This is a genomic window from Flavobacteriales bacterium, assembly GCA_021296215.1.
Classification (GTDB): domain Bacteria; phylum Bacteroidota; class Bacteroidia; order Flavobacteriales; family ECT2AJA-044; genus ECT2AJA-044.
The window spans coordinates 1-11,908 of record JAGWBA010000028.1; the positions used below are offsets into that span (position 1 = coordinate 1).

General features: G+C 50.8%; 12 protein-coding genes. 5 read left to right on the forward strand and 7 right to left on the reverse strand.

Annotated elements, in window-relative coordinates:
- Positions 1 to 196 precede the first annotated feature (196 nt).
- Positions 197 to 1,438, reverse strand: coding sequence for a bifunctional folylpolyglutamate synthase/dihydrofolate synthase (locus tag J4F31_06160; GenBank protein MCE2496145.1), 1,242 nt, complete (start codon positions 1,436 to 1,438; stop codon positions 197 to 199).
- 500 nt (positions 1,439 to 1,938) lie between these two features.
- Between J4F31_06160 and J4F31_06165 the strand changes: the two genes are divergently transcribed.
- From J4F31_06165 to J4F31_06175, 3 genes are all read left to right on the forward strand, one after another.
- Positions 1,939 to 2,169 carry a CopG family transcriptional regulator gene (locus J4F31_06165; GenBank protein MCE2496146.1) on the forward strand — a complete coding sequence of 77 codons (231 nt, stop codon included), beginning with the start codon at positions 1,939 to 1,941 and terminating at the stop codon, positions 2,167 to 2,169.
- Positions 2,170 to 2,651: 482 nt separating this feature from the next.
- Positions 2,652 to 2,927: a type II toxin-antitoxin system HigB family toxin gene (locus J4F31_06170; GenBank protein MCE2496147.1), complete on the forward strand. Its 276-nt coding sequence runs from the start codon at positions 2,652 to 2,654 to the stop codon at positions 2,925 to 2,927.
- Between the two features lie 27 nt (positions 2,928 to 2,954).
- Positions 2,955 to 3,323, forward strand: coding sequence for a helix-turn-helix domain-containing protein (locus J4F31_06175; GenBank protein MCE2496148.1), 369 nt, complete (start codon positions 2,955 to 2,957; stop codon positions 3,321 to 3,323).
- 411 nt (positions 3,324 to 3,734) lie between these two features.
- Here J4F31_06175 and J4F31_06180 read toward each other — a convergent pair whose 3' ends face one another.
- The 6 genes from J4F31_06180 to J4F31_06205 form a co-directional block, all read right to left on the reverse strand.
- On the reverse strand, positions 3,735 to 4,520 hold the full coding sequence (locus J4F31_06180; protein ID MCE2496149.1) for an energy transducer TonB: 786 nt from the start codon (positions 4,518 to 4,520) through the stop codon (positions 3,735 to 3,737).
- A 91-nt stretch (positions 4,521 to 4,611) separates the two neighbouring features.
- Positions 4,612 to 5,004, reverse strand: a complete 393-nt coding sequence (locus J4F31_06185; protein MCE2496150.1) for a biopolymer transporter ExbD — start codon at positions 5,002 to 5,004, stop codon at positions 4,612 to 4,614.
- Positions 5,004 to 5,582, reverse strand: a complete 579-nt coding sequence (locus J4F31_06190; GenBank protein ID MCE2496151.1) for a MotA/TolQ/ExbB proton channel family protein — start codon at positions 5,580 to 5,582, stop codon at positions 5,004 to 5,006. The genes J4F31_06185 and J4F31_06190 overlap by 1 nt, the downstream gene beginning before the upstream one ends.
- 178 nt (positions 5,583 to 5,760) lie before the next feature.
- Positions 5,761 to 7,071, reverse strand: coding sequence for a sodium:proton antiporter NhaD (gene nhaD / locus J4F31_06195; protein MCE2496152.1), 1,311 nt, complete (start codon positions 7,069 to 7,071; stop codon positions 5,761 to 5,763).
- Between the two features lie 25 nt (positions 7,072 to 7,096).
- Positions 7,097 to 8,329, reverse strand: coding sequence for an amino acid dehydrogenase (locus tag J4F31_06200; GenBank protein ID MCE2496153.1), 1,233 nt, complete (start codon positions 8,327 to 8,329; stop codon positions 7,097 to 7,099).
- Between the two features lie 66 nt (positions 8,330 to 8,395).
- Positions 8,396 to 9,619 carry an anhydro-N-acetylmuramic acid kinase gene (locus tag J4F31_06205; GenBank protein ID MCE2496154.1) on the reverse strand — a complete coding sequence of 408 codons (1,224 nt, stop codon included), beginning with the start codon at positions 9,617 to 9,619 and terminating at the stop codon, positions 8,396 to 8,398.
- Between the two features lie 209 nt (positions 9,620 to 9,828).
- Between J4F31_06205 and J4F31_06210 the strand changes: the two genes are divergently transcribed.
- Together J4F31_06210 and J4F31_06215 are read left to right on the forward strand one after the other, a co-directional pair.
- Positions 9,829 to 10,971 (forward strand): acyl-CoA dehydrogenase, encoded by a 1,143-nt coding sequence (locus J4F31_06210; GenBank protein ID MCE2496155.1) that lies wholly within the window; start codon positions 9,829 to 9,831, stop codon positions 10,969 to 10,971.
- Between the two features lie 64 nt (positions 10,972 to 11,035).
- The gene (locus J4F31_06215) at positions 11,036 to 11,779 is read left to right on the forward strand and encodes an NRDE family protein (GenBank protein MCE2496156.1); all 744 of its coding nucleotides are present in this window, start codon (positions 11,036 to 11,038) and stop codon (positions 11,777 to 11,779) included.
- The last annotated feature ends 129 nt before the right edge of the window (positions 11,780 to 11,908 follow it).

Sequence of the window (11,908 nt, forward strand, 5' to 3'; positions counted from 1 at the left end):
TAATGTCCGCAGGGATTTATGTGACTATTTTGAAGATAGATTTTTAACCAATGACACACTTTAGTGAACACTCCCTTCCGTCAGAAGCTTTTAATATTGAAGAAGTAAAATACAGTCTTCATTCTGCGATTTATCAATATTATTCAATTCATCACTAAATAGTGGCTTGCCATATTTGGGATTAGTGAGGCTTTGATTAATTACTAACCTCCCCCACCGTAAACATACTCCCACCCACAAAAATCCGATCATGGCCCTGAAGGGAGCTGTTAGCATTAGCTTTAGCTTTAGCTATTGCTTTTTGCACAGTTGAAAATACTTCCCCTGAAATTCCACCTTCTTTAAATGCTTGGGCCAAGTCCATAGCATCCATCGCCCGCGGCACATCGGCCTGGGTGAAATAGTACTTGGCCCTTTCGGTTGGGAAGAGGGGAACGATCTTCGAGAGATCTTTATCGTTCACAAAACCCAGCACAAAGCGCATGGTGCCTTCGGTTTCGGACTTCATGCGCTCCACGATGTAGCAGATGGCTTCTTCGTTGTGCCCGCCGTCGATGATGATCATTGGGTCCTCGGAGATCACCTGCCAACGACCGCGCAAGCCGGTGCTTTCTTGCACGCGTAGGAGTCCGGCCGCGATGTCCTCATCACTGACCTCCAACGCTCCCGGCAAGCCCCGATACACCTCCAACGCAGCCATCACCATCCGCAAGTTCTTGTGCTGATAGGGGCCTTTTAAGTCGCTCTCAGGGATATCGAGGTTCATGTTTTCAGCGAAGAAGATAGTGGAGCTGTTGGCGTTGGCTTTAGCTCTGAATACTTCCTCTGTTTCAACTTGCTTCTCGCCGATCACCACCGGAATTCCAGGTTTAATGATGCCTGCTTTTTCGCCGGCGATCTTTTCCAGGGTATCACCCAAGAAGCGCTGATGGTCGTGGCCGATGTTCGTAATGATGCTGAGCTCGGGAGTGATGACATTGGTTGAATCTAACCGTCCGCCCATGCCGACCTCGATGATGGCGATATCGGGCTGTGTTCTACGGAAGTAATCGAAGGCTAATCCCACGGTCATTTCGAAAAACGAACACTGATGCTCCTGGAACCAAGACTTGTGCTGCTGCACGAAGTTGACCACATCGTCGGCTGGAATCATCGCGCCGTTGAGGCGCAGGCGTTCTCGAAAATCCTTTAAATGAGGAGAGGTGTACAAACCCACCTTGTAGCCCGCGGCCTGAAACACGCCGGCTAGGGCATGACTGGTACTGCCTTTGCCGTTGGTGCCTGCTACGTGTATGGTCTTGAAGGTGTTTTCGGGGTGATCGAGGTAGTCCATCAAATCCCAAGTGGCCTGCAGATCGGCTTTATACGCTGCCGCCCCCACACGCTGGTACATGGGCAGCTGAGCGAAGAGCCAAGCGGTAGCTTCTTGGTAGGTCATGGGGAAGTTGAATTAAGCATTGCGAAAATAGCGAACAACTATGAACCGTGGATCATGAACCATGGACAAGTCAATTTGCTTCGCAAGTTAATCTCGGCTTCGCCGAAGTTGATTCGCTCAGAGAGCGAGTTAAATGGGTTTTAACTCCTTCGGAATTCACTTGGCGTTCGCCAAATTCACTCGCGCGAAGCGCGAATTCTCTTCCACTTATAACACTTATGAAACCTATCTGATTCCACCCCCAACCCCCGCCAGCGGGGGACGGTTTGTTCGTTTTGCATCAAGGCAAAATGAACGGATATGAAAGTAGTAAGAATGGAAATGGTTGAATCGTATGGAATGTCTAAAAGTCATCAATTCACGAATTGATTACGCCAATTTGATTTGTAGTATTGAACCTCATGGAGAGTTTGACCTTTCGTTTGTGTATGAGAAAGAAGGAGGCGATGAATACTGATTTTGATGCATTAATGGTGTATATTTACACCAAATGATTAACAATGAATCGACAAAGCATTTCTTTTACGGAACCGAATGATAAGTGGATGAAAGCCCAAATTGAGAGCAAAGAATACAGCAGTAAGAGCGAGTTGGTTAATGACCTGATTCGCCAGGCCCGGCGGGCTGAAAAGGAAAATGAACTTATTCGCAAGAAGCTCGAGACCGCTGAGCAAGGAGGCTTCACTAACTCAAGTCCTGAGCAAATCCTAGCCGAGAGCGAGGAACGGTGATTCGCCTTGCGAGTATATTCCCCGTATGCGAGTAAATCGGCGCTTTGCGCAGGGATAAGAATATTGATATGTGAAGGGACTCTTGTCCCCGGGTTTTAACCCGAGGATTATGTTACAAGGTAGAGAACTAAGAACTCAACACCGAACTGTCGTTTCCGTTAGCCGCAGGTGAGGAATGAGCGAAATTGCGTTTTGCGAAGCAAAAAAGAGCACGATGCGAAATGACGAGCGGTTGCGCGAAAGCGCAATCGGCATAGCGGGACGACTTGACTTTTTGGGCTACTTTTTATCAAGAAAAAGTAGCGAATATTCGTTTAGCATCAAGGCAAAATGAACGTATTGAAGGGGTTATGGAATGTCCGAATAGAGAAGAATACAGTTCGCTCCTTGGTTATAGAGACGCTACTATTTCGAAATAATGAATGAAGTGCTTAAAGTTCTCGATTAGAGAACTCGTTGTATCTTTGTAGAGGCAAATTGAAGTGAAAAGAATCGTTGCAAAAAAAACCTTGCGGGATTTCTGGGAGAAACATGCCGATGCTGAAAAGTATTTGAAAACTTGGTACGAAACGGCCAAGGCCTCGGAATGGAGTACTCCAAATGAAGTCAAGCCATCGTATGTGAATGCGAGTATTCTAAAGAATGGACGGGTTGTTTTCAATATCAAAGGAAACGCCTACAGATTGGTTGTTAAATTCAACTACGAAAGGCAGTGGGCATTTATTCGATTCGTGGGTACACATGCTGAATATGATTGAATCGACGCTAACAACATTTAAGAAAAGATGAACGTAAAACCGATTAGATCAGAGCAGGACTATAGAGAGGCACTTCAGCGTCTCGATGAGATCTTTGATGCCCCAACCAACTCAGAAGAAGGCGACGAGGCTGAGGTTCTTACCTTACTGATCGACCATTATGAAAACCATCACTTCCCGATCGAAGCACCTGACCCTATCGAAGCGATTAAGATCAGAATGGAGGAGAAGAACCTTAAGCAAAAAGACTTAGTCGGTCTCATTGGCGGAAAAAGTAGAGTCTCGGAGATTTTGAACCGAAGAAAAAGGCTCACCGTCGACATGATCAGAAAATTAGAGCAGGCTTTGAATATTTCAGCATCAGTACTTGTTGGGAATTATGAGCTGATGAAGTAAACCTGGATTCTTGTGTCGGCTGTGATCCATGAACTGTGGACAAGTCAATTTGCTTCGCAAGTATATTCGCTGTTGGCGAGTAAATCGGCGCTTCGCACCGGGGCATGGATATTGAACTGTGAAGGGACTCTTGGCCCCGAGTTTTAACACGGGTGTTGTAATTAGAAAGCAGAATCTAAATTGTCGCTTCCGTTAGCCGAAGGCGAGGAATGAGCGGAATTTCGTTTCGCGAAGCGAAATAGAGCATGAAGCGAAATGACGAGCGGTTGCGCGCAAGCGCAATCGGCCTAGGGAGCGACTTGATTTTTGGGCTACTTTTTATCAAGAAAAAGTAGCGGAGATTCCAATTTGATCAAGTAATAATAAACAGATTGAAAAAAGCTAAAGCTTTGGCTAAAGCTAATAGCCGCACTACGTGCGTTTGAAACGATAAATTATCGTTCCCACCTCCAATTCTGCTGCGTTGACGTCTCCCTGCCACTTGGTCTTGAGCGCCGCCTCTTTGGCTTTGGTGAGCAAGCAATCTGCGGTATTGGTGGTTCCTCGATCGCCGGGTTCGGCGCGCACCACGGTGCCTTTGCGGTTCACCCAAACTTTAACCACCACTTTCCCTTCTTCATTGCAGATGTAGTCGGGCTTTGGCTTGGTCAAGGCGGTGCGTTCGCCCAAGTTATAATCTCCGCTGTTTCCGGTGCCGCCATTGCCCTGGTAGTTGGGTGCGTTCGGATTCCCCGTAGGGTCGCCCATATCGCCCGACCCCTGAGCATCGCCTTCGTTACTGCTTTCGCTGTTGTTGAAGAAATCGTTCAGCGCATTGTTGAGTTCATCACTCGGCTTAGGCTCCTCAGGCTGCTTTTCTTTTTCCGGCGCGGCCTGCTCTTGCGGCTCCTGGTTATCGATGTTCACCGTCTCTATATCGTCCTGGGTGGCCACATCTTCGATCTGCTCCACCGGCTCACTCTCTACGGGCACATCCGGCACGTCGCGCTCCACCTCGTTGGTCTGCGTGCTCTGTGTCTTGGTCGGAGAAGTAGGGCCAAAGGCCGCTTCTACATTACCGAAGTTTATGGCGATGCCCTCTTCGGGTGGGGGAACCATGTATTTTAATCCGAATAAAAAGAATATGATGATCAGGGCCACATGAATGCTTATGGTCCAAATCAAGCCTTTCCTTTTATCGTCTTTATCGCCTACCATTATTTCGTTGTTCGTTGTCCGTTGTTCGTTGTTCGTTGTTCGTTGTCCGGAATTCCCGACGAACGGAAAACGGAAAACGCTCAACGCCTATCTACTTCGGAGCCGTCGCCAGCACGATCTTAAACTGATTCCTGTAAGCTATATCCATCACCGTCACCGCGTACTCGATCGGAACGCCTTTCTCGACCCGGAGGACAATCGTGCTCTCTGCATCACCTCCTAATTGGTTCACCAACATCGATTCTAAAAGCTCAGGTTCGATGCGATCGCGATCGATGAAATAGTTCAAATTCTTATCGATGCTCACACTCGTGCTTTGCTTCTTCACCGTTTTAGCCTTGCTCTGAGGCAATACCAGGTCCAGCGCATTCGTGGTCACCAGCGTACTGGTGAGCATAAAGAAAATGAGCAGCAAGAACACGATGTCGGTCATACTCGACATCGAAAAATTCGCACTGACTTTATTTCGGCTGCGTAAATTCATTAGGCTACCGGTTCGTGCAACAGATCCAAGAATTCCGTACTGCGGGCCTCCATCTTAAAGATCACTTTATCCACCCGGGCCACCAACAGGTTGTACCCGATGAACGCCACGATACCCACGATCAAACCGGCCACGGTAGTGGTCATTGCCGTATAAATACCCTGGCTCAACATCTCTACGTTGATTTGTCCGCCGGCATTGGCCATTTCGTGGAAAGCCAAGATCATACCGATCACCGTACCCAAGAATCCGATCATGGGTGCCGCTCCCGAAATAGTGGCCAGCGTCGCCAAGTTCGTTTCCATGGAGTTCACCTCCAGCTTTCCGGCGTTCTCGATGGCCGCCGAAATATCGTTCAGCGGTTTTCCGATTCTGCTGATCCCTTTGCCGATCATGCGGGCGATGGGCGTATCGGTGCGTTTACAGAGGTCGGTAGCGCTTTCGAGCCGTCCTTCCTTCACGTAATCGCGAATGTTGTTCATGAAATTCTCGTCTTCCTTACTCGCCTTTTTAATGGCGTTGTGCCGTTCAACGTAGATGTACACAGCGATCACACTCAGCACAAAAAGCACGGCCATAATGATGTTTCCGCCGATGCCCCCGCTGGTGATGAGCTCAATGATGGATAGCGTTTTTTCCTGCGCTACGGCAGCCGTATCGGTGCCCGCGCTCAGATTATTGATCTGCAGTAGATTCACGAGATCTGTGGATTAAGGTTGTTCGTAAAACGGCCGAAACGCTTCGGCTATTGTGCACTTAGCGCAAGAAGGACATCTCGATGATGTACCAACCCGCGCCGGCAAAATAACCCAACAGGGCCAACAAGCTGATGCGTTTCAGGTACCAAATAAAGTCAATTTTCTCGAGACCCATCACCGCTACTCCGGCCGCGGATCCAATGATCAGGGCTGAGCCGCCCGTTCCGGCACAGTAGGCCAAGAATTCCCAAAAGAGTCCATCTTCAGCGAAAAAGCCTGCGGCTTGAATATCGTACATCCCCGAAGAGGCCGCCACCAACGGTACGTTGTCGACTATCGCGCTCAGCAGACCAATGATCATGCTCACTCCGTATACACCGCTCGCTTCTTGGGTTCCGATGTTGTTATCGAGGAAGGTCGCCAAGGCGCCTAGTTGTCCGGCACTCTGCAAACTCGCTACCGCCAACAGGATCCCCAAGAAAAATAGCACGCTCGAGGTATCGATCTTACGCAGTACGTGGATCACCTGCAGCTTCTGCTTTTCTTCGTACTCTTTTCCGTGGTGCATACGCTCGGTCACGACCCAAAGCACACCCAAGCTAAACATCATGCCCATAAACGGTGGCAATTGCGTTACGGTCTTGAAAACCGGCACGAACAGGAGTCCGGCCACACCCAAAATGAATACGATCACTTTCTCGCGCGGATCAACCTCGATATCGTGGCGATGACTCACCTTTTCGGGGCGTTCAACAGTTCCTTTCATGGTGAAGGTCAATACCCCCAGCGGCACCAACAAACACACCAGTGAGCTCAAGAAGATATTCACGATGATGGATCCGGCCGTGATCTGCCCTCCGATCCATAACATAGTGGTGGTCACATCACCGATCGGTGACCAGGCTCCACCCGCGTTCGCAGCTACCACTACGATACCGGCGAACATCCAGCGGGTCTCCTTGTCCTTGATCAACTTGCGCAGTAGGCTCACCATCACGATCGAGGTAGTCAGGTTGTCCAATACGGCACTAAAGAAGAAGGTCAAAATGGCGATGATCCACAACAGCTTCACCTTGTTGGTGGTGCCGATACGGTCCGTGATCACAGAAAAACCCTCGTGGGCGTCTATGATCTCCACGATGGTCATGGCCCCCATCAGGAAGAACAGAATCGAAGCTATCTCGCTCAAATGCTCCAACAAATGGTGCTCGTAACCGTGCTCTACGTTAAAGTGCTCCAGGGCCGCATACAGTGCCCAACAAACGACTCCTGTCACCAGGGCCGAAGCCGCCTTATCGATCTTGAAGGGGTGCTCGAGCGCGATGAACAAGTATCCGAGCACGAAAACGACGACCATGGCTATGTACATGACTAAAGGAGGTTTGAGTAGAGGGTTAGATGAGTTGGTTCAAAGCGATCTCGAAGGCCGTTTGCGCAATCTTCGTTTTGTCTGATTTAGCGGCATTGCTCTTAACCAACGCCTCGCGAATAATGTTGCTGGTATCGCTAAAAATAGCGTCGTCGCTCAGCTCTACGTCCGTCTCCATGAGGTAAGCGAATACGCGAGCCATACCGCAGTTGCTGATGAAGTCGGGCACTACGCTAATGCGATTGTCGACGTATTCGGCGATGGGTCCGAAAAAGATCTCTTGATCGGCAAAGGGGACATTCGCGCCGCAGGCGATAACCTCCATGCCCGTATCGATCATGCGATCGGCCTGTTCGCGTGTGATGAGGCGCGACGCCGCACAGGGCAAAAAGACTTCGACGTCGAGATCCCAGATGCGCTCGTTCACTTCTTCGAACGATAAAATTTTGTGCTTGCTGCTGGCGAGTTGGTTGCCCGCCTTTTCGCGGTACAGCTCGGTGATCTCGTCCATGGTGAATCCATCCTCATTGATGAGCCCCCCGGCGCGATCGATGATACCGACCACTTTGGCACCCGCCTGCGTAATGTAGAATCCGGCCGCGGCACCTACGTTACCCCAACCCTGAACGATCACGCGTTTGCCTTCGAGGCTTCCGCCGTAAATGTCGTAGTAGTGGCACACGCTTTCCGACACGCCGTACCCGGTGATCATATCGGCAACCACGTATTTGCGGCTCACGTCGGGCGAGTAATTCGGATCTTCAAGCACCTTCGAAACGCCTTGACGCAGCTGTCCGATCTTTTTGATCTTATCGGCGTCGGTCGGCATAAAGTGACCCTGCAACACTCCTTCTTGCGGGTGCCACAGACCGTAATCTTCGGTGATGGGGATCACCTCGTGGATCTCATCCACGTTGAGGTCGCCGCCCGTTCCGTAATAGTTCTTGAGCAGTGGAATCACCGCCTTGTACCAACGTTGCAAAACGCCCGCTTTGCGCGGATCACTCGGATCGAAATTGATACCCGACTTGGCGCCACCAATGGACGGTCCACTCACCGTGAACTTCACCTCCATGGTCTTGGCGAGCGACAGCACCTCGTGCATGTTGAGGCCCGGACGCATACGCGTACCACCGCCGGCCGCTCCGCCGCGCAGGCTGTTAATGACTACCCAGCCTTCTGCTTCGGTCTCGGGATCGTTCCAGTGAAAGACGATCTCCGGGGCTTTGTTTTCGAATTTTTCGAGCAATTCCTTCATAACGGTCAGTTTCGGTGCCGCAAAGGTATTAAAATGCCCCGCTTTCGCTTTAACCAAAAGTGAATTTTAGTGCTTTTGGGGATGGGCCTCTCGGCCCGATGCGTGATCGCGTGCGGAACCCGTGACGCTGCTCAGGACGTTCACCTCGCCCCGCTGCTTCAACACGGCCATGAAGGCAAAGATCAAAGCCTCTTTGTAGTTGATCAATTGCGGGTCGGGCAAGGTCAGTTCATGACCGCCGTAGTGAGTCACCAGCTCGCGGAAGTAGGTGTTGTACGCGCCACCACCGGTGGCTAAAACCACCTCGGACCGTGAACCATGAACCTTGGACGCTCCCTCGTCCATGGTCCGTGGTCCAAAGTTCATAGTCCATAGTCCATGGTTCAAAGCCAGTTGCTTCGCAGCATGATGCGTCAACGTCGCCAACAGATCATACGGATCCCTGCCCTCGAACTCCGGAAAATAATGGGCGTCCGTGAATTCGCGTCCCAACGACTTGGGTGGAGGCTGCTTAAAAAAGGGTAGGGCATTCCACTTTTTGAACAGCTCAGGGATCACTTTCCCCTTCCTGGCGAATTGTCCTTCGGGATCGTATTCGTGTCGGACCGTTTGAGCCACTTTATTCAGCGCGATGTTCATGGGACCAATATCGCCCGCCTTGCGCACTCCGTTTTTTTCCCACGACGCATTCATGAATCCGCCCAAGTTCAAGCACGCTGCGTATTCGCCAAAGAGCAGTTGATCCCCAATGGGCACCAACGGAGCGCCTTGACCACCCAGGTCTAGGTCGGGCTGACGAAAGTCGTAGATGACCGGAGTTCCTGTTGCGTAGGCTATGGCCTGACCCGAACCGATCTGAACGGACCTTCCGTGCCAAGCTTTAGCATTAGCGTTAGCTGAATCCGGGCCCATGGCCCATGGTTCATGGCCTATAGCCGGTTCACCATTTGCCGGTGGCAAATGGTGAACTGTATGCCCATGACTCCCAATAACGTCCACCTGTTCCTCACCGATGAACTCCTTCACTTGTTCCCCGATCCACTCACCATACAGCCGATCCAGTTGCACCAATTCGTGCTTAGGCAATAGGTGGCTGTGGCTCAAAATACGTCGCCAGTCGTCGGAGTAGGGGATGGTGACAGCTTGGACTATTTCGTAAGACCATGAACCATGACCCGTGGGCCCTGCACCGGACGCACAGTTAAAATCCACACGGACGATGTCTAATCCATCCAAGGACGTTCCGGACATGAGTCCAACCGCTTTGTATGTTCTCTTTTTGATATTCATAGGACCTGATTTTTCGGCAAAGCCAAAAACCTGCTCGAAGAACTGATTTTTCGCCGAAGGCCGAAAAACTGATTTTGCCGCATTCGAATATACTTATCATTTCGACCAACGCGGATGTTGCCGATTGGGGTCTAATTGAGTGAAATTCGTGGCAAAACCTTTAACTTTGCCCTCCTGTTAGCACACTGCACAAACCTAACACAAAAAGAATGACTTTCGAACTGACCGAAGAGCATAAGATGATCCGCGACACGGCCCGCGAATTCGCGCGTACCGAGTTGCTTCCAGGCGTTATCGAACGCGACGACCAACAGAAATTTCCGGCCGAGCAGATTGCCAAAATGGGCGAGCTTGGATTCATGGGTATGATGGTCGATCCGGCGTACAACGGAGGTGGAATGGATACCTTGAGCTATGTGCTCGCCATGGAAGAGATCAGCAAGATCGATGCCTCTGCATCGGTGGCCATGTCGGTCAACAACTCACTCGGTTGCTGGGGGCTCGATAAATATGGAACACCTGAGCAAAAAGAAAAATATCTGAAGCCACTCGCTGCCGGAGAAATCATTGGAGCATTCTGCCTTAGCGAGCCAGAAGCCGGTTCCGACGCTACTTCACAGCGCACCACCGCTGAGGATAAAGGCGATCACTACCTCCTCAACGGAAACAAAAACTGGATCACCAACGGCGGTAGTGCAAGTGTTTACCTCGTCATGGCTCAGACCGATCGCGAAAAAGGACACCGCGGAATCAACTGCCTCATCGTGGAGAAAGGCATGGAAGGATTCGAAGTCGGTAAAAAAGAAGATAAAATGGGTATCCGCGGGTCCGATACCCACAGTCTCATGTTCACCGATGTCAAGGTACCCAAGGAGAACCGTATCGGCGAAGATGGATTCGGGTTCAAATTCGCCATGAAAACCCTTTCCGGAGGTCGTATCGGTATCGCATCACAAGCACTCGGTATCGCTTCAGGAGCTTACGAATTGGCCGTTCAGTACGCTAAGGAGCGCACTACTTTCGGCAAGCCGATCGGAAGCCACCAAGCCATCGCCTTCAAATTGGCCGATATGGCCACGCGCATTGAAGCGGCTCGACTCCTCATCTACAAAGCGGCAGCTTTGAAAGATGCCGGAAAGAACTTCGATAAAGAAAGCGCCATGGCTAAATTGTACGCGTCTGAAACCGCTATGTGGGTCACTACGCAAGCCGTTCAGGTTCACGGCGGATACGGATACGTGAAAGAATACCACGTGGAGCGCCTCATGCGCGATGCCAAGATCACCGAGATCTACGAAGGAACCTCGGAGATCCAGCGCATCGTGATCTCACGCGCTGCTCTGGCCGACTGATTTAAAAATCCACTTATCTTGAAGCCTCCGGTGAACTTTTTGCCGGGGGTTTTTTTATTTCTCCATGTGCACCGTTACCTACTTGCCCCTTAACGAGGGCTTCATACTCACCACCAATCGCGATGAAGACCCTCATCGCGCTAGAGCCGAACAACCCGACCGATACAACGCAGATCGGCCACAGGTCATTTTTCCGCGCGATCCCCAAGGGCAGGGGAGTTGGGTCGCGGTTCACGAGAACGGTTCGGCTCGATGCCTGCTCAACGGAGCCTTCACCACCCACAAGCACGATCCGCCGTACCGCCACAGCCGCGGACTGGTGCCATTGCACAGTTTCGATTACCACGACCCTTATTCGTTCTTGGCCGAATACAACGCATCGGAGTTGGAACCTTTCACCTTGATCTGGGTCGAATCGGGCGTTTTATCCGAATTCCGGTGGGACGAACAAACGCTGCACTACCGCGAGTACGACCCGGCCACCCCGGCCATTTGGTCGAGCGCCCAGCTCTATACCGATGATGTCCGCGCCAAACGCGAGGGGTGGTTTGAGCAGTGGCTCAACGACCACGGCACCTTTACCCAAGAAGAGATTCTGAGATTCCATCACTTCGGCGGCGAAGGCAATTCAGCGGAAGACCTCGTCATGAACCCGAGTGATCTTCCGCCGCAAACGATTTCAGTAACGAGTTTTGACTCCTCAAGCAAACTCCTTCATTACCACGATCTACTTTCAGATCACGCTTTAAAAGGATTCGTTCATTTTTTCTTGATAAAAAATGAACCAAAAAATCAAGTCGATCCCTAGGCCGATTGCGCTGCGCGCAACCGTTCGTCATTTCGCTTCATGCTTTGTTTTGCTCCGCAAAACGCAATTCCGCTCATTCCTCACCTTCGGCTCACGGAATCGACAATTCCAGTTCTAAGGTTTGAGTTT